Source organism: Acidaminococcus massiliensis (genome assembly GCF_900095825.1).
In the GTDB taxonomy this organism is placed as follows: domain Bacteria; phylum Bacillota; class Negativicutes; order Acidaminococcales; family Acidaminococcaceae; genus Acidaminococcus; species Acidaminococcus massiliensis.
In genome coordinates this window covers 64,865-80,845 of sequence record NZ_LT608315.1, presented here as the reverse complement: position 1 = coordinate 80,845, position 15,981 = coordinate 64,865, and the positions used below count along the sequence as shown (strand labels likewise).

Sequence of the window (15,981 nt, the reverse complement as noted above, 5' to 3'; positions counted from 1 at the left end):
GTTCCCATGACATCGTTATTCTATCTGCTGCTGGTTTTCCTTGCCATTGTCATCCTTCTGGCCGTGGGACGGCCCCTTTATCAAGCTATCTTGGGAGGGCTCTGCCTGACGGCGGTGCTGTATCGGATCGGACCTGGGGAAATCCTGCATTTGGTGGGCAATGTTTTTACCCACTGGGGGTCGCTGTCGGTCCTATTGTCCCTGTATCTCATTACCTACCTCCAGCGGATGCTGGAAGCTCGGGAGCAGATCAAGCTGGCCCAGCAGGATCTGAATGGACTGTTCCACAACCGGCGGGTGAATGCGGGGATCGCTCCTATGTTCATCGGCCTTCTGCCTTCGGCTGCGGCCATGATCCTGTGCGGGGATATTGTGAAGGAAGCCACGGACGGCTATCTGGAACCGGAGGAGCAGGCTTTCGTCACCAGCTGGTTCCGTCATATCCCGGAAAGTTCCCTGCCCACCTATGCCAGTGTCCTTCTGCTGATGAACCTGGCCGATGCCCAGCTGCCTCCCTTTATGCTGGCCATGCTGGGGCCCGTGTGCGCCCTGATGGCCATTGGCTATTTCCAGTATCTCCGCCGTCTGCCCAAAGATCCGGGGACACCGGTCAGTACCGACAAAAAAGCGGATGCCGTCCATCTGTTCCAGCACCTTTGGTCCCTGCTCCTGATCATCGCAGTCATCCTGATCTTCAAAGTCTCCGTGGTGACAGCCGTCCTGCTCAGCATCCTGCTGTGCCTGTTCGTATACCGGTTCTCTTTCCAGGAAGTCAAACGGATGGTGGTCAGTGCCTTTGAAAAGAAGCTGATCCTGAATACCTTCCTGGTCTTGGTCCTGAAGGAATTCATCCAATTCACAGGGGTCCTGTTGCTCCTGCCCCAGGTGATCAGCCAGCTGCCCATCCCGCCTTTTTTGACTTTTGCCATCCTGTTTTTCCTCGGGGGGATCATCAGTGGGGCCCAGGGGATCATTGCCCTGGGGACGCCCCTAGCCATGGCCTCTCTCCAAGGAGGAATTCCGACCCTAGTCCTGCTTATGGGGATGGCCCATGCGGCCAGCCAGGTTTCGCCCACCCATGTATGCCTGGTGGTGGCCTCCGATTACTATCATGTCACTTTGGGGCAGCTGGTGAAGAAGACACTGCCCAATTCTTTGCTGTTCTGTACCTTCATCCTGGCCTATTACCTGCTGCTGCGGGGGATGATGTGAAAAAGGGGCTGTTGCACCGTGCAACAGCCCCTTTGCTTTTATACCTTCTTTTTCCCGCTCTTGATCATGGCTTCGAACATGACATTGTAGGACCACTCCAAATGGGCCTGGAGGAGACGTTTGGCTTCCGGCAGGTCTTTGGCCTCCAGGGCATCGATGATCTCCAGATGCTGGAGGGTACTCGTTTCGAAGGTGTCCGTCATGATGTAGGCCTGGAGCTGGCCCAGCTGGATCCGTTCTGAAATGCTGGGCATCAGCTTGCGGATGTAATGATTGGACGTATGCTCGATGAACAGGTTGTGGAACATGTTGTCCAGGTGATACATATCTTCTGCCGGAAGAGAAGACTTGTCCTTTTTGTAATCGTTGTAGGCATCGACGAAAACCCGGCGGATTTCTTCCAGATCTCTGGCAGAGAAATGATTGATGGCCGTATCCAGAGCCAGCAGTTCCAGCACGATGCGGACGTTATAGATATCCCGCATATCCGCGATGGACAATACATTGACCAGGGTACCGCGGCCGCTGAGGGTCGTTACGAAATTCTCGCTTTCCAACCGGCTCAGGGCATTCTTGACCGGAGTGCGGCTGATATGCAGGATATCCGCTACCGTCTGTTCTGTGATGACATCTCCCTGACGGATATGGCCGGACAGGATCTGCTCTTTCAGATAGCAGTAGGCTTCATCGGCCAGAGAGCGGTGTTTGATTTTTCCGAGACGATATGGGATTGTTGTCATGGGTCCGTCCTTTTCTCAATTGACCAAATCGCGGGGTGGCTTTCCTTCCAGCATATTTTCCAGATTTTCCAGGGCCCGCTCTTTCAGAGCCCGGAACGATTCTACGGAAATATAGGATACATGGGGAGTCACATAGATGCCCGGGCAGTGGAGGATGGGTTCTTCTCCAGTGGGCGGTTCCGTCTTGATCACGTCCAGGATGGCACCGGCGATTTTTTTCTCTTTCACGGCAGCGATCAAGGCTGCTTCATCCACCACTTTGCCCCGGGAGGTATTGATCAGCCAGGCAGTGGGCTTCATCAGAGAAAGCAGGGGTGTGCTGATCTTGTCCTGGTTTTCGTCACAGCCTTTCAGATTGATGCTGACGTAATCCGCCCGGCGGAAACCTTCCTCCCAGTCCACTTTTTCCACTTGGAGAGCTGCCATCTCTTCCTTGGATACGAAATCGTCGCAGGCAATGACCTTGATCCCCAGGCTCTGGGCACGGGCTGCTACCGTCTTTCCGATGACACCCAGGCCGGCGATGCAGAGGGTCTGGGTGCTGATCCGATTGACGATGAAGGGGACGGCCATGGCGCCCCATCGATTGCTGCGGCTGTCCTCTACGACGGAGGCACTGTACTGGGCAATCCGTTTGTTGGCGAAATACATAGCGGCTACCACATAATCTGCCAGGTCTTCCGCACAGTAGCCGCTGATGTTGGTGACAGAGATCCCCTTGGCTCGAGCCGCCTGCACGTCGATCCGGTCATAGCCGCCTCCGTAGACGGCGATCCCCTTGCAGTTCTGCAGCTGATCGATGGTGGAAGCCGGCAGGGCCGCGTAGACTTGGGCCAGGATGCCGTCCGCCTTATAGCCGAATTCTTTCAGATCCTTTTCATAATCATAGGTGGAACATCTGATCTCCACCCCAGGATAGCGGGCTTCCAGACGTTCCTTTTCCATGTCATAGTCTTTCCATTCTTCGTCGATGATCCAGATCAGCATAAGTGAACCCTCCTTCTTATTTCAGGAATATGGTGGTGACAGCCGGGATATAGGTTACGGAAGCCAGTACGACCAGCAGCGCGCCGATCAATAGGATCAGTTCTTTGGACAGGGCTTCCATCTTCACTTTGGAAATGGCCGTTGCCACAAACAGGTTGATCCCATAGGGCGGGGTGCAGAAGCCGATGGCCAAGTTCATGGTCAGCATGATCCCGAAGGTGATGGGACTCATCCCGAACTTCTTGCAGATGGGGAGCAGGATGGGGGTGAGGATGATGGTGGCGGGGATGTTGTCGATGAACATGCCTACGATCAGCAGGAACAAGTTCACCATCAGCAGGATGATCACACCATTGTTGCTGATCCCGGTGATGAAGGCTGCAATCTTCAGCGGGATCTGTTCCATGGTCAGCAGGGCTGCAAAAGCCGTGGAAAGGCCTACCATGAAGGTGGTGGCGCCGTTGATGACGATAGCATCTTTCAGGGATTTATAGGTGGTGGAAGCATCCAGTTCCTTGTAGACGAACCGGCCTACGATATAGGAATAGACCACCGAGACCACAGCGGCTTCCGTCGGGGTGAATTTGCCGGAATAGATCCCGCCTAGGATGATCACCGGGGACAGGATGGCCCAAATGGCATCTTTGAACGTGCAGACAATCTTTTCGAAGGAAGCCTTTTCCGTGCTTCCCCGGTAGCCTCTTTTTTTCGAGACGATGTAGCAGACAATCATCAGGGCAATCCCCATCAGGACACCGGGCAGGAAACCGGCTGTGAACAGATTGGTGATGGAAGCCCCGGAGACCACCCCGTAAATAACGAAGGGGACAGAAGGAGGGATGATGACCCCGATGGTACCGGCCGCTGCGGTCAAAGCAGCAGAAAAGGGTTTGCTGTAGCCATGTTCCACCATCTGGGGGATCATGAAGGCACCGACGGCAGAAACCGTGGCTACGGCCGAACCGGAAATGGCGGCGAAGAACATGCAGACCACGATGGTGACCATGCCCAGGCCGCCGGTGATGTGGCCGATGAAACATTCAAAGAAATTCACCAGGCGTTTGGCGATCCCGCCGCCGCTCATCAAGTTTCCGGCCAGCATAAAGAAAGGAATGGCCAAAAGCGGGAAGGAATCCACCCCAGCAATGCTGTTCTGGGCAATCATCAGAGTAGGCATGGAGGTGAATTCCAGCATGGTGACCAGGGTGACCATGCCGATGGCATATCCGATGGGGACGCTGAGCATGAGAAGGATCAGGAAAAGTCCAAAGAGAAAAATCGCTTCCATGGTCTGTTACACCTCCTTGGGATCCTGGCTGCCGCCACGGAGCTTGGTATACAGGCTGTATACCAGGCGCAGGCTTAAAAAAAACGAAGCTACGGGCAGGGCCGCATACACATAGGTCAGAGGCAGGCGCATCCCGGAGGAAAGGGTATGGCGGGAGGCCATGGACTGGCACAGATCGAAACCTTTGTAGGTCAGGAAAATGTTGAAGGCCAGCCACATGACATCCACCAGGATATCCAGGATCCGGCAGGCCTTAGGTCCAGGCAGCCAGTGGTAGATCATCTCTACCCGGATGTGCTCATGATAGGCATAGGCCAGATCGGCGCCCAGCCAGATTTGCCAGATGAATACATAGCGGGACAATTCTTCGGACCAGGAAAGGGAAGAGTTGAAGGCACCCCGCATGATGATCTGGGTGAAGATCAGCAGGGTGTTGAAAACCAGGCTGAAGATGAGCAGGCGTTCTTCCAGAAAGGTCCATTTTTCCAGGAACTTATCCATAGTCACTCCTTTCTTGCAGAAAAGGGGAAAGGGGGAAAGATGTGTTTTCCCCCTGTATCCTCAGACTTTCTTATTTGTTGTATTTTTCGCAGAGGTCGAACATGGCTTTGCCGAATTTGGCTTCATACTTATCATACATGGGCTGCAGGGCCTTCCGCATGGCTGCCTTTTGGTCTGCCGTCAGGACGTTGGTCTGGAGTTTGCCGATGGTTTCCAGATCTTTGATGGCCTTTTCGTTGTCCTTCAGTTCCATCTTCCGCTGTTCACCCACGTATTTCTTGGCTTCTTCCTGGAGGAGCTTCTGGTCATCTGCACTCAGGGATTTGAACTTGGCATCGTTGATCATGAAGGCCAGGAAGTTGTGGACGTGTTCGTCGATGCTGGAATATTTCTGGACTTCATAGAACTTGTTGGCGAAAGTCAGGGAAGGCGGGTTTTCCTGGGCTTCCACTGTTCCCTGCTGCAGGCCGGTGTACAGTTCTGTGAAGCTCATGGGAGTGGGGTTGGCTCCCAGGGTCTTGTAGTAGTCGATGAAAATCGGGCTTTCCATGACTCTCATCTTCAAACCTTTTAGGTCTTCCGGCTTTTCGATGGGTTTCACTTTGCTGGTGGTGCTCCGAGGACCATTGTAGGTGTATCCCAGGATATCGATGCCCTTGGATTTGATCTTTTCAGAGAGCTGTTTGCCCACATCTCCGTCCATGGCGGCAAAGGCGGACTTTGCATCCTTGAACAGGTAGGGCATATCCAGGATACCGAATTCATCGCTGTAGGTGGTCAGGACCGAGGTAGAAGGGAGGGCCATATCCAGGGAACCGGTGGCGACGGCTTCCATCAGCTGGACGTCTCCGCCCAGGGCACCGTTGGGATAGATCTCAATCTTCAGACGGCCTTTGGATTTTTCTTCCACGTTCTTTTTGAAGTTCAGCAGAGCTTTATGGGTGGAGCGGTCTTCCGGTTCTACGTGGCCGATCTTCAGGGTCACAGCGGAACCTTTGCTACCGCCTCCCTTATCGCTTCCACCGCCGCAGCCGGTCAGTGCTCCAATGGAAATCATTGCTGTCATCGCCAGGACAAACAGTTTGGATTTTTTCATCGTAAAGCCTCCTTTAATGAACTGGAGAATCGGCGTTTCCTACAGGATCTTTACCAGACCTGCATCTGCATCGATCTCGATGGTATCGTTTTCCTTCACTTCCTGATAAAAGGCTGGATCTACCTGATCCACCATGGGAATCTCAAAGAGGATGGCACTGGTGACCAGTACCGTATCCGGCCGCTGGACGATCATCCCTTTGGGCTGGTTGTGCTGCTTCATCAGCTGGAAGAGCCCATCAGCCTGGACCACGCTGCTGCCTTTCCCGCTGGGGAAGATCATGATCTTCCCGGCGATGCTCTTTCCTTCCAGGCTGTGTTCTTTTTCGATGACGGTCCCTGTTTTCGGATCGATCAGATAGAACATCACATCATCGGTGGAAACGATGGCCGGACCTTCTGCCTTGCCTTCAGAAATTTTATGACAGGTAAACGTCTTCATTTATTTCACCTCCCCGGTCAGGGCTGCTTCAATGCAGGTATCGAGATTGCGGATGACGAAATGGATGCCCCGCCGCTGTGGGTAGTAGGCACATTTCGGAGATTCGGTGATGCCGATCTTTCCTTTCAGGAAATGCCAGCAGGGCTGATCCGGGCAGGTATCCGGTACGATATGGGCTCCATAAGGTTCCAGCTGATCGTAAATGCCGGTGCGTTTGGCCATGGCCAGCACATGTTCTCCCGTCAGGATCCACATAGGCACTGCCAGCTTCCGTCCGTCGATCTTTTTGGCGATATACTGGCATTCGTTCAGGGTGAAATGGGGACAGCCGAACATGGCAAAATCGATGGGACGAGGTGTATCCACAGAGATTTCTTCCAGGACTTCCGCCATGTCTTCATTGGTGATGGTCACCACCCGTTCCGGATCCTTACCGCCAAAAGCCGTCTTTACATCAGGAGCTTCGGGAGTGAACCCGGGGATGTGATACATGTCATAGCAACCGGAGGTATTCAGTTCGGCACCCAGGTTCCGCAGGGCTTCCTTGGTAATGTTCTTGGGGAGGCCGGTGAAGACAGGGATCCCGTGGCCGATCTTTTTTCCGCACATGCCCAGGATGTGGTAGTCTGCATCACAGGTCATATCGGCTTCCACATTGACCAGGATGTTCCCGTAGCGGTTTTCGTCCAGGAGCAGGCCATATTCTGGTACATAACCGGTAATGGAAGCAAATAGGGCGGAGTTGGCACCTTCCCGGTTGGAACGGGCGCCCCAGATGGCGTTGACGAAGGGGGTAGCACTGGATTCAGAGAAAGCGCAGATTTCTCCGAACAGGGGGACGTTGGTATCGATGTAGGGGGTGCAGTTGTAGCTCAATTCCGCCCCCAGGGCCCGATAGGCCTTGTCGGTCCGCTCCATCATGGCGTAGTCATCGTCAGTGACGGTTCCCAGGGCTTTGAAGTAGCTGAGGCAGAAGCCGGGATTGACCGTAGGACGGACTCGGCATTTGGCACCTAGGCCGACCATTTTCTCTGCCAGCCACAGATCCGCATCCTGGTTGCTCAGGGCCACATGGGACCGGGTGATGGGGACCATCCGTTTGGCACCGAAAGATTCCCCGATGGCAACTTGGACTTTCATAGCCAGCTGGGCTCCCTGTCCATACTTGCCCTCCAACAGATCTTTTTGATCCTGCGTTAATTCCATGGATTTTTCCCTCCCTTGACATGTTTCTAGTATACAGGTTGTATGCAACTTCCAGAATCAATATACCGAAAAATCGAAGAGAATGCAATAATGTACGGGATTAATTTATTTAATACGTAAAGTCAATGGATTTATATGAATAAATTGTAAAAAAATAATAAAAATAAAACTATATACGAACTATAGGAAAGAAAATCATAAGTAAAATTCGGTAAAAATAGGACGAAAAACAGCACGAAAAACGTGTAAAGTCTATTATCTTTCACCTTGTAAAAGAAAGCATGTGCATAAATCTTGAAAATCCATACATTTTTTGCTGGGAAAATACCAAAAAAATTAAAAGAATTCTGAAGAATATAAAATACAGTATACCAAGTCCAAAGTCGGAGTAAAAGAACTTAATTTTCTGGAGAAAATGCGCTACAATAAAAAACAGGGGAGGTGGGAAGAATGCCATCATTATGGAAGTTGTTCGTGGTTTTTGCCCGGATCGGGGGTGTGACCTTTGGGGGAGGGATGGCCATGCTGCCCATTCTGCAGTCGGATATCGTGGAACGGTACCATTGGGCCACGGAAGAAGAATTGACGGATTATTATGCGGTGGGGCAGTGCACCCCTGGCATCATTGCGGTCAACGTGGCCACCTTCATCGGATACAAGGAAAGGGGAATCATCGGAGGCATCGTGGCCACCCTGGGTGTGGTGTTCCCTTCTCTGGTGATCATTTCGATCCTGGCGGCAGGGCTGGCCAATCTGGCAGATTATCCAGCGGTGAAAGATGCTTTTGCCGGGATCCGGGTGTGCGTGTGCATCCTGATCTTCAATGCTGTTTCCAAACTGGCTCGGAGCGCCATCGTGGATTGGCTGACCATCGGAGTATTCCTGGTGGTCCTGGGCATCAACCTGTTCACCGATGTTTCTCCTGTGATACTGGTCATTTTTGCCGGTATGGTAGGGCTGTGGGGGAAATTAGGACTGAAAAAATAAAGAGGTTGTTGCGCTTGCAACAACCTCTTTATTTTTACTGATCCTGTTCAACCACCTTGTCCACAATGCTGTTCAAAGCTTTGCGGCTGGCTTCACTGATGTTTTCCAGGGGATTCCCTGCATCTTCGGCAGCCACCACTTGGGGATCGATGGGGATCCGGCCCAGGAAGGGCAGCCCCTTTTCTTCTGCCAGGGCTTTGCCGCCGCCGGCTTTGAAGATATCCACTTCCTGGCCGCAGTGGGGGCAGACGAACCCGCTCATGTTCTCGATGATGCCCCGGACCGGGATATGGCCAAGCTGGCAGAAACTCAGGGATTTCCGCACATCGGCCAGGGCTACTTTCTGGGGAGTGGTCACGATGATGGCTTCCGCATCTTTGATGGTCTGGACTACGGTCAGAGGTTCATCTCCAGTGCCCGGAGGACAGTCGATGATCAGGTAGTCCAGGGGGTCCCATTTGGTATCGCTCATGAACTGCCGGATGGCACCCACTTTCAGGGGTCCCCGCCAGATCAGGGCGTCGTCCTGCTGGGCCAGGAAACCCTGGGCGGACAAAAATTCCAGATGGTCGCTGTAACGGAAGGGGACCAGCTTTTCTCCTTCCACCTGGACATGCTTGTCCATATAGCCCAGCATACCGGCCACACTGGGGCCGTGGAGGTCCACATCCATCAGGCCTACCTGATAGCCCCGTTCACTGAGGAGCAGGGCCAGATCCACGGAAACCGTGCTCTTGCCTACACCGCCTTTGCCACTCATGACGACGATCTTATGTTTGACATGCTGCAGGAAATCGGCAATGGCCGCATCCTGCGGATTCTGCTTCGGATTGGATTCGCAGCCGGAGCAGTGGGAATGATCGCAGTGATCACATTCGCTCATTGAAAAAACCTCCCTCAAGGTAAACAGATATCAACCTTTCCCTATTATAGGAAAAAATCCAACTGGATGCAATCGGGTTACATTATCGTAAGAAGTCAGAAACGGCCCTGACGGGCCTTGAGATGTCAGACGTCAGCTTTGTTCGATTTAGATGCAGGTCCAATCTGCTTGGCGCGGGGTAAGCTGATAGCTGACTTCTGAAAGGCCCGAAGGGCCGGTCTGACGTCTTTACCCACTTCGTCACTCTTTCTTTTCAAACTTCCACTGACTTGCAAGTCAAAAACAGTGTATAATAAGAAAGAGAAAAATCCGGGTGCCTCGGTACCCATAAGGAGTGAAGGATATGAAGTGGAAAAAAACAGCAGCAGTGGCCCTTTTGGCTGCCCTTTGTGCCGTGCCGGGCTATGCGGCGGAACGGCCGAAGCTGGCTGACGGAGAACTTTTTGTCTCAGAACGGGTGGTGAAGGACGGCAAAGTCATTTATCAGGCCGCCGATGCCCATACCGATTGGGAACATGACAGTGAAAAGGCGGTCCCCGGCCTGGTCTGCACCGCATTCATCCCTCCCAAAGCAGGACAGGATGCCCCGGAACTTGCCAGCATCAAGAAGCTGACCACCCAGCAGGAAAAAGTCCTCCAGGCCCGGCGCCGGTATTCCGGTGCATCCTATGCCAACAAACTGGTGCTCTATGCGGCCATGGATACCAATGGACAGAACGGGAAAATGGCCATCACCAAGGCAGAACTGTTCGGCCGTCTGCTGAATGTGACCGTGGCGATCCAGGATCCTTCCGGGGTCCAGGATGACGGCAGCGAAGCCCTCAGCGAAGAACATGTAGTGACCATCCCAGAAAAGAAGCTGCCCCGTTTCGGAAACCTCCGGGTGCGTTTTGCTGATACCACGGGCCATGCCCTGGAAGATTTGGATGTAGTGTTGGATAGATAGCACGACCCTGTAACTATCGATACATATTTTCGTTTCAATGACAGGAAAATCATTTCTCCATTGACGGATTTTGTAAACAGGAGTATTATATACGCATTCCAATGTATAAAGGCGGTTTGAATATGACTCTTTCCACAATGAACTGGGGAACTGCATATGGCTTCTATTTTACCCAGAGCTATTATTTTGGCTTTGGTTATTTTGGCTGCCATGAACTGCATGTTTATCCCACCGTGAAGAGAGACTGATGCTCCGGATCCCCGGAGGTTCCCATTGAACCGTAAAGCAGACTCCTTGCGAGTCTGCTTTTTTTGTGCAGAGGGTGTTGGTAAAAGTAGAATGGTAGGAAAGAAGAACAGGAGGAAACAACATGATCATCGTAATGAAGAAAGGTGCACCCAAGGAAGCATCTGAAAAACTGAGAAAGAGCCTGGAACAGAGAGGCTTCACCATCCATGACAGCATCGGGGAGAACCAGGAAGTCCTGGGCATCGTAGGGGATACCAGCATATTGGATCCGGAAGATTTCATGGTGAATGAATGGGTGGACAAGGCCATGCGGGTCCAGGAACCTTTCAAACGGGCCAACCGGATGTTCCATCCGGATGATTCCATCATCGACGTCAGCGGGGTGAAAGTGGGCGGCAAAAAGCTGGTGGTCATTGCCGGTCCCTGTTCGGTGGAAGGCCAGCAGCAGATGGACACCATTGCCGCCTCTGTGAAACAGAGCGGAGCAGCCATGCTCCGGGGCGGGGCGTTCAAACCCCGTACTTCTCCTTACTCCTTCCAGGGGTTGGGCGACAAGGGTCTGGACATGATCCGCCAGGCAGGGAATGCCAACCATCTGCCCATTGTGACGGAGATCATGGCTGCGGACAAGATCGATGAATTTGTGGAAAAAGTGGACTTGATCCAGGTAGGGGCCCGGAATATGCAGAACTTCACCCTGCTGAAAGAACTGGGAAAACTGAAGAAACCCATCCTCCTGAAGCGGGGACTGTCCGCTACCATCGAAGAATGGCTCATGAGCGCGGAATACATCATGTCGGAAGGCAATGAGAACGTCATCCTCTGTGAACGGGGCATCCGGACCTTTGAAACTTATACCCGGAACACCCTGGATCTTTCTGCCGTACAGGCGGTGAAGCGGCTGAGCCATCTGCCGGTGATCGTGGATCCCAGCCATGCTACCGGAAAGGCCTGGATGGTGCCCACTATGTCCAAAGCGGCCATTGCAGCAGGAGCGGACGGTCTGATCATCGAGACCCACAACGATCCCCAACACGCCTGGTGTGACGGGGCCCAGAGCCTTTCCCTGCCGGATTTTGACAAACTGATGCAGGACCTGCGGATCCTGGCCCCGGCTGTGGGACGGGAACTGTAAGGACGGAAACAGGAAGGAAATGGCAATGAAGAAACTGCAGGACACGGTAGTTGCAATTGTAGGGCTGGGGCTGATCGGCGGGTCTTACGCCAAGGCCCTGAAGAGCCAGAAGGTAAAACGGATCATCGGGATGGACCGGAACCATATCGTCTCTCTCATGGCCAAGGATGAAGGCTATGTGACGGAACTGGCGGACGGGAACCCGGAACTCCTCCGGGAAGCGGATGTGATCATCTGCTGCATGTATCCAAGCGCCTTTGTCCCCTTTGTCCGGGAACATGTCCAGTATTTCAAGCCGGATGTGCTCCTCACCGATGTGATGGGGATCAAGGGGAGCATCCCCGACCAAGTGGACGCACTCCTGGGGCGGTCTATGGATTTTGTCCCTACCCATCCCATGGCGGGCCGGGAGGGCAAGGGCTACAGCCAGAGCACTTCCCAGATTTTCCAGGGGGCCAATTTCATCTTGATCCGCCGGGCAAACAACCTGCCGGACCATGAAGCCTGGCTGCGGAATATGGCCTATGAGCTGGGCTGTGCCCGGGTGGTGGAACTGACCGTGGAAGAGCATGACAGCATCATTGCCTATACCAGTGATCTGCCCCATGTGATGGCGGTATCCTTGATCAACAGCGATTCCATGCAGGAAAATACCAAGTACTTCGTGGCCGGCTCCTTCCGGGATGCCACCCGGGTGGCGGACATCAATGCGGCCCTGTGGAGCGATCTTTTCCTCCTGAACAAAGGACCGGTGCTCCGGGAAATCAACAAATTGGAGCTGCAGCTGGAGCACTGGAAGAGTGCCCTCCAGCAGGATGACCGAGAAGAACTGGAACAGATGATGGAGCAGGCCAAAAAGAAAAGAAGGGACATGTTCTATGGAAAAAATCTTCGTTGATCTGGGAGAAAAATCCTATACCATTGAAATTGCCGCCCATTCCTGGGCTGCCATGGGGGAAAAGGTCCGTGCCCTGTCTAAGGCGGACAAGGCGGCCATCCTTACAGACCGGACCGTTGACGGGCTCTATGGAAACAGCCTGGAACAGCAGCTCCGGGAACAGGGGTTTGCCGTCCGCCGGCTGGTGATGGAAGCCGGGGAAGACCATAAGAACCTGGAAACCTTCGGCCGCATGGTCCGGGCCTGTGCCGATTTCGGTATGACCCGCAGCGACTTGGTGATTACCCTGGGGGGCGGCGTCCCCGGGGATCTGGGAGGCTTTGTGGCGGCCAGCTTCCTCCGGGGAGTGGATTTCATCCAGATCCCGACTACCCTCCTGGCTCAGATCGATAGCAGTGTAGGGGGCAAGGTGGCTGTGGACCTGCCGGAAGGGAAAAACCTGGTAGGCGCCTTCTATCAGCCCAAAGGGGTCCTGATGGATCCAGAACTTCTCCGGAGCCTGGACCGGCGGTATCTCCACGACGGGCTGGCGGAAGTGATCAAATGTGCCGCTTTCGGCGATCCGGATCTGTTTGCCCGGCTGGAGCAGTTCCAGGGAGACGAAGACATCTTGGCTCATGCAGCCGAGATCAGCGCGGCCTGCTGCCGATTGAAAGTGAAGGTGGTGGAAGAAGACGAATGGGATGTGGGGGCTCGGATGGTGCTGAATTTCGGCCATACCATCGGCCATGCAGTGGAACGGTACTACCATTATGAGAAATACACCCATGGGGAAGGAGTGGCCATCGGCATGGTGCGGCTGACCCGGAACACGGAAAAGATGGGGCTGACCCAACCGGGCACGGCGGACCGGATCCAGCATTTGCTGGAAAGATACCAGATCCCTACGGAAGACTCCATCAGTGACCAGGACGTACTGGCGGGGATTGCTATGGACAAGAAGAAACGGGGGAACCAGATTACCTTGATCATTGTCCCGGAAATCGGGAAGCACCTGCTGAAAAAAGTGGCCTTTGCAGATCTGGAACCCTATGTGAAAGGATGGAATCATGACCACGTTGCGCATTGAGCCGGGCTCTCTCTCCGGAACGCTCCGGGTACCTTCTTCCAAAAGCATGGGCCACAGGGCCCTGATCTGTGCGGCCCTGGCCCAGGGAAAGAGCCAGGTAGAAGAAGTGAGCCTCAGCAAAGATATTTTGGCCACCTGTGACTGCCTCCGGCAGCTGGGGGCGGAGATTTCTTCTCAGGAGGAAACCGATGGCCGTACTGGTTTTGCCGTGGAGGGATGCCGTCCCCATCAGGCGGGAACAGTCCTGGACTGCGGGGAATCCGGGTCCACCCTTCGTTTCCTGATCCCCCTGGCAGCGGTCTCCGGGGAAACCTTCACGTTCATCGGCTCTGGGAAGCTGGGCAGCCGGCCTTTGGACCCCTATGAAGCCATTTTCCGGGAACAGGGACTGTTGTTCCAAAAAGGGAGCGATACGGACAATTTCCCTCTGAAAGTCCGGGGCCCTCTCCGTCCGGGGAAATTTACCCTGCCCGGCGATGTGAGCAGCCAGTTCATCAGCGGGCTGCTCTTTGCCCTGCCCTTGCTGGACGGGGATTCCACCCTGGAAATCACCGGGAAGCTGGAAAGCCAGAGCTACATCGCTTTGACCCTTTCCGCTTTGCAAAAGTACGGCATCCGGATCGAACACGAAAACTATCGATGGTACCGGATCCTTGGGAACCAGCAGTACCAGCCTCGGCAGGGCGCTGTGGAAGGGGATTATTCCCAGGCGGCCTTCTGGCTCACCGCTGGGATGCTGGGGCGGACCATCAACTTATTGGGGATGGATCCTGACTCTCTCCAGGGGGACAGGGCCATCATCCCCATCCTCCAGCGGATGGGGGGACAGGTGGTCTTTGAAGGAGAAAAACTGGTGAGCCGGCCGGCGGTGCCTTTGGGTACTACCATCGACGGGGGGGACTGTCCGGATATCATCCCGGTATTGACGGTGGCAGCTGCCCTCAGCCAGGGCCATACGGAAATCATCCACGCCGAACGGCTGCGGCTGAAAGAATGTGACCGGCTGCAGGCCATGACCACGGAATTGAACAAGCTGGGTGCCAAGATCACTGAACGGCCGGATGGCCTGTCCATCGATGGGGTGGTGGAACTGGGCGGAGGCACCGTGGAATGCTGGAACGACCATCGGATCGCCATGAGCCTGGCCGTGGCCAGCATCCTGTGCCGGGAACCGCTGACCTTGGTGGGAGCCGAGTGTGTGGCCAAATCCTATCCGGATTTCTGGGAGGATTTTGCAGCGTTAGGAGGACATTATGAGCAGTGTGATGGGTGAGCAGATCAAGCTGACCATTTTTGGAGAATCCCATGGACCTTCCATCGGGGTGGTGATCGACGGGCTGCCGGCAGGCATCGAATTGGACCAGGAAGCCATTGTCCGGGAAATGAAACGGCGGGCCCCCGGCAACAGCAAACTGGCTACGCCCCGGAAGGAAAGCGACAGTGTCAGCATCGAAAGCGGCTTTTTCAACGGCCGGACTACGGGCATGGCCCTCTGTGCCCGGATCCCCAACAGCAATGCCCATTCCAAAGATTACAGTAAGATGAAAGAAATCATGCGGCCGGGCCATGGGGATTATCCGGGCTATGTGAAGTTCCACGGCTGCAATGACTATCGGGGCGGGGGCAGTTTTTCCGGCAGGCTCACAGCCCCTCTGGTCTTTGCCGGTGCCGTGGCCAAACAGCTGCTGGCGGTCAGAGGGATCACGGTAGGCGCCCATGTGGCCACCCTGGCGGGAGTCCGGGACCGGAAATTCGATCCTCTGGGAGAAACGGCGGAGACCCTCCTGGCTAGGGGAGATGAGACCCTGCCGGTGCTGGATCCTTCTGTCCGGGAAGCCATGGCGGTCCGGATCACGGAAGCCCAGAAAGAAAAAGATTCCGTAGGGGGTACCATCGAATGTATGGCCATCGGTCTGCCGGTGGGGCTGGGAGAACCCTATTTCGATTCCGTGGAAAGCCGGCTGAGCCATGCCCTGTTCTCTGTTCCGGCAGTGAAGGGCATTGCTTTCGGAGACGGTTTCGGCCTGGCAGAAATGCGGGGCAGCGAGGCCAATGATCCCATGACCTATCAGGATGGAAAAGTGGTCTGTACCACCAACCACAATGGAGGCGTCACCGGGGGAATCACCAATGGGATGCCGCTGTTGTTCACGGTGGCCGTCAAACCAACCCCTTCCATCGGCAAGACCCAGCATACAGTGAATGTGGTTACAGGAGAAAACACCACCCTGGAAGTCACCGGACGCCACGATCCCTGCATCCTGCCCCGGGCTGTCCCGGTGATCGAAGCCGTCACGGCTTGGACACTGCTGGATCTGTCCCTGCTGGCAGAACGGAGGTAAA

Annotated in this window: 16 protein-coding genes; 8 read left to right on the top strand and 8 right to left on the bottom strand. The window is 54.5% G+C overall.

What is annotated here, in order from left to right; translation table 11 throughout:
* The first annotated feature begins 6 nt into the window (after window positions 1-6).
* Window positions 7-1,212 (top strand): DUF401 family protein, encoded by a 1,206-nt coding sequence (locus tag BQ2657_RS00590; protein WP_075578904.1) that lies wholly within the window; start codon window positions 7-9, stop codon window positions 1,210-1,212.
* Between the two features lie 38 nt (window positions 1,213-1,250).
* Here the strand turns inward: BQ2657_RS00590 and BQ2657_RS00585 are convergent, their stop codons facing one another.
* The 7 genes from BQ2657_RS00585 to BQ2657_RS00555 form a co-directional block, all read right to left on the bottom strand.
* The gene (locus BQ2657_RS00585) at window positions 1,251-1,952 is read right to left on the bottom strand and encodes a GntR family transcriptional regulator (protein WP_075578903.1); all 702 of its coding nucleotides are present in this window, start codon (window positions 1,950-1,952) and stop codon (window positions 1,251-1,253) included.
* Window positions 1,953-1,967: 15 nt separating this feature from the next.
* Window positions 1,968-2,939: a C-terminal binding protein gene (locus tag BQ2657_RS00580; RefSeq protein ID WP_075578902.1), complete on the bottom strand. Its 972-nt coding sequence runs from the start codon at window positions 2,937-2,939 to the stop codon at window positions 1,968-1,970.
* A 16-nt stretch (window positions 2,940-2,955) separates the two neighbouring features.
* Window positions 2,956-4,227, bottom strand: coding sequence for a TRAP transporter large permease (locus BQ2657_RS00575; protein ID WP_075578901.1), 1,272 nt, complete (start codon window positions 4,225-4,227; stop codon window positions 2,956-2,958).
* Between the two features lie 6 nt (window positions 4,228-4,233).
* Window positions 4,234-4,728, bottom strand: a complete 495-nt coding sequence (locus BQ2657_RS00570; RefSeq protein ID WP_075578900.1) for a TRAP transporter small permease — start codon at window positions 4,726-4,728, stop codon at window positions 4,234-4,236.
* 70 nt (window positions 4,729-4,798) lie between these two features.
* Window positions 4,799-5,824: a TRAP transporter substrate-binding protein gene (locus BQ2657_RS00565; protein ID WP_075578899.1), complete on the bottom strand. Its 1,026-nt coding sequence runs from the start codon at window positions 5,822-5,824 to the stop codon at window positions 4,799-4,801.
* Window positions 5,825-5,863: 39 nt separating this feature from the next.
* Entirely contained in the window at window positions 5,864-6,265 is a 402-nt protein-coding gene (locus BQ2657_RS00560) for an aconitase X swivel domain-containing protein (RefSeq protein ID WP_075578898.1), read from the bottom strand.
* Window positions 6,266-7,471 (bottom strand): aconitase X catalytic domain-containing protein, encoded by a 1,206-nt coding sequence (locus BQ2657_RS00555; protein ID WP_075578897.1) that lies wholly within the window; start codon window positions 7,469-7,471, stop codon window positions 6,266-6,268. It abuts the gene before it with no gap.
* Between the two features lie 450 nt (window positions 7,472-7,921).
* Here BQ2657_RS00555 and BQ2657_RS00550 point away from each other — a divergent pair, with 450 nt between their 5' ends.
* Entirely contained in the window at window positions 7,922-8,458 is a 537-nt protein-coding gene (locus BQ2657_RS00550) for a chromate transporter (protein ID WP_075578896.1), read from the top strand.
* A gap of 34 nt (window positions 8,459-8,492) precedes the next feature.
* Here the strand turns inward: BQ2657_RS00550 and BQ2657_RS00545 are convergent, their stop codons facing one another.
* On the bottom strand, window positions 8,493-9,341 hold the full coding sequence (locus tag BQ2657_RS00545) for an Mrp/NBP35 family ATP-binding protein (RefSeq protein WP_075578895.1): 849 nt from the start codon (window positions 9,339-9,341) through the stop codon (window positions 8,493-8,495).
* Window positions 9,342-9,684: 343 nt separating this feature from the next.
* Between BQ2657_RS00545 and BQ2657_RS00540 the strand changes: the two genes are divergently transcribed.
* The 6 genes from BQ2657_RS00540 (at window position 9,685) to aroC (ending at window position 15,980) form a co-directional block, all read left to right on the top strand.
* Window positions 9,685-10,287: a hypothetical protein gene (locus tag BQ2657_RS00540; RefSeq protein WP_075578894.1), complete on the top strand. Its 603-nt coding sequence runs from the start codon at window positions 9,685-9,687 to the stop codon at window positions 10,285-10,287.
* Window positions 10,288-10,657: 370 nt separating this feature from the next.
* Complete coding sequence (gene aroF / locus BQ2657_RS00535; RefSeq protein ID WP_075578893.1) at window positions 10,658-11,671, top strand: 3-deoxy-7-phosphoheptulonate synthase; 1,014 nt, start codon at window positions 10,658-10,660, stop codon at window positions 11,669-11,671.
* Window positions 11,652-12,569, top strand: coding sequence for a prephenate dehydrogenase (locus tag BQ2657_RS00530; RefSeq protein WP_332835096.1), 918 nt, complete (start codon window positions 11,652-11,654; stop codon window positions 12,567-12,569). Before aroF ends, BQ2657_RS00530 begins: the two co-directional genes overlap by 20 nt.
* Complete coding sequence (gene aroB / locus BQ2657_RS00525; RefSeq protein WP_075578891.1) at window positions 12,550-13,638, top strand: 3-dehydroquinate synthase; 1,089 nt, start codon at window positions 12,550-12,552, stop codon at window positions 13,636-13,638. The genes BQ2657_RS00530 and aroB overlap by 20 nt, the downstream gene beginning before the upstream one ends.
* Window positions 13,619-14,911, top strand: coding sequence for a 3-phosphoshikimate 1-carboxyvinyltransferase (gene aroA / locus BQ2657_RS00520; protein WP_075578890.1), 1,293 nt, complete (start codon window positions 13,619-13,621; stop codon window positions 14,909-14,911). The genes aroB and aroA overlap by 20 nt, the downstream gene beginning before the upstream one ends.
* Entirely contained in the window at window positions 14,892-15,980 is a 1,089-nt protein-coding gene (gene aroC, locus BQ2657_RS00515) for a chorismate synthase (protein ID WP_075578889.1), read from the top strand. The genes aroA and aroC overlap by 20 nt, the downstream gene beginning before the upstream one ends.
* Window position 15,981: the final 1 nt, after the last annotated feature.

Bases quoted from the DNA above. Each gene is read 5' to 3' on its own strand.
- BQ2657_RS00550 (WP_075578896.1), top strand. From the start codon at position 7,922: ATGCCATCATTATGGAAGTTGTTCGTGGTTTTTGCCCGGATCGGGGGT.
- aroB (WP_075578891.1), top strand. From the start codon at position 12,550: ATGGAAAAAATCTTCGTTGATCTGGGAGAAAAATCCTATACCATTGAA.
- BQ2657_RS00590 (WP_075578904.1), top strand. From the start codon at position 7: ATGACATCGTTATTCTATCTGCTGCTGGTTTTCCTTGCCATTGTCATC.
- aroF (WP_075578893.1), top strand. From the start codon at position 10,658: ATGATCATCGTAATGAAGAAAGGTGCACCCAAGGAAGCATCTGAAAAA.
- aroA (WP_075578890.1), top strand. From the start codon at position 13,619: ATGACCACGTTGCGCATTGAGCCGGGCTCTCTCTCCGGAACGCTCCGG.
- BQ2657_RS00545 (WP_075578895.1), bottom strand. From the start codon at position 9,341: ATGAGCGAATGTGATCACTGCGATCATTCCCACTGCTCCGGCTGCGAA.
- BQ2657_RS00585 (WP_075578903.1), bottom strand. From the start codon at position 1,952: ATGACAACAATCCCATATCGTCTCGGAAAAATCAAACACCGCTCTCTG.
- aroC (WP_075578889.1), top strand. From the start codon at position 14,892: ATGAGCAGTGTGATGGGTGAGCAGATCAAGCTGACCATTTTTGGAGAA.
- BQ2657_RS00575 (WP_075578901.1), bottom strand. From the start codon at position 4,227: ATGGAAGCGATTTTTCTCTTTGGACTTTTCCTGATCCTTCTCATGCTC.
- BQ2657_RS00555 (WP_075578897.1), bottom strand. From the start codon at position 7,471: ATGGAATTAACGCAGGATCAAAAAGATCTGTTGGAGGGCAAGTATGGA.
- BQ2657_RS00570 (WP_075578900.1), bottom strand. From the start codon at position 4,728: ATGGATAAGTTCCTGGAAAAATGGACCTTTCTGGAAGAACGCCTGCTC.
- BQ2657_RS00560 (WP_075578898.1), bottom strand. From the start codon at position 6,265: ATGAAGACGTTTACCTGTCATAAAATTTCTGAAGGCAAGGCAGAAGGT.
- BQ2657_RS00580 (WP_075578902.1), bottom strand. From the start codon at position 2,939: ATGCTGATCTGGATCATCGACGAAGAATGGAAAGACTATGACATGGAA.
- BQ2657_RS00540 (WP_075578894.1), top strand. From the start codon at position 9,685: ATGAAGTGGAAAAAAACAGCAGCAGTGGCCCTTTTGGCTGCCCTTTGT.
- BQ2657_RS00565 (WP_075578899.1), bottom strand. From the start codon at position 5,824: ATGAAAAAATCCAAACTGTTTGTCCTGGCGATGACAGCAATGATTTCC.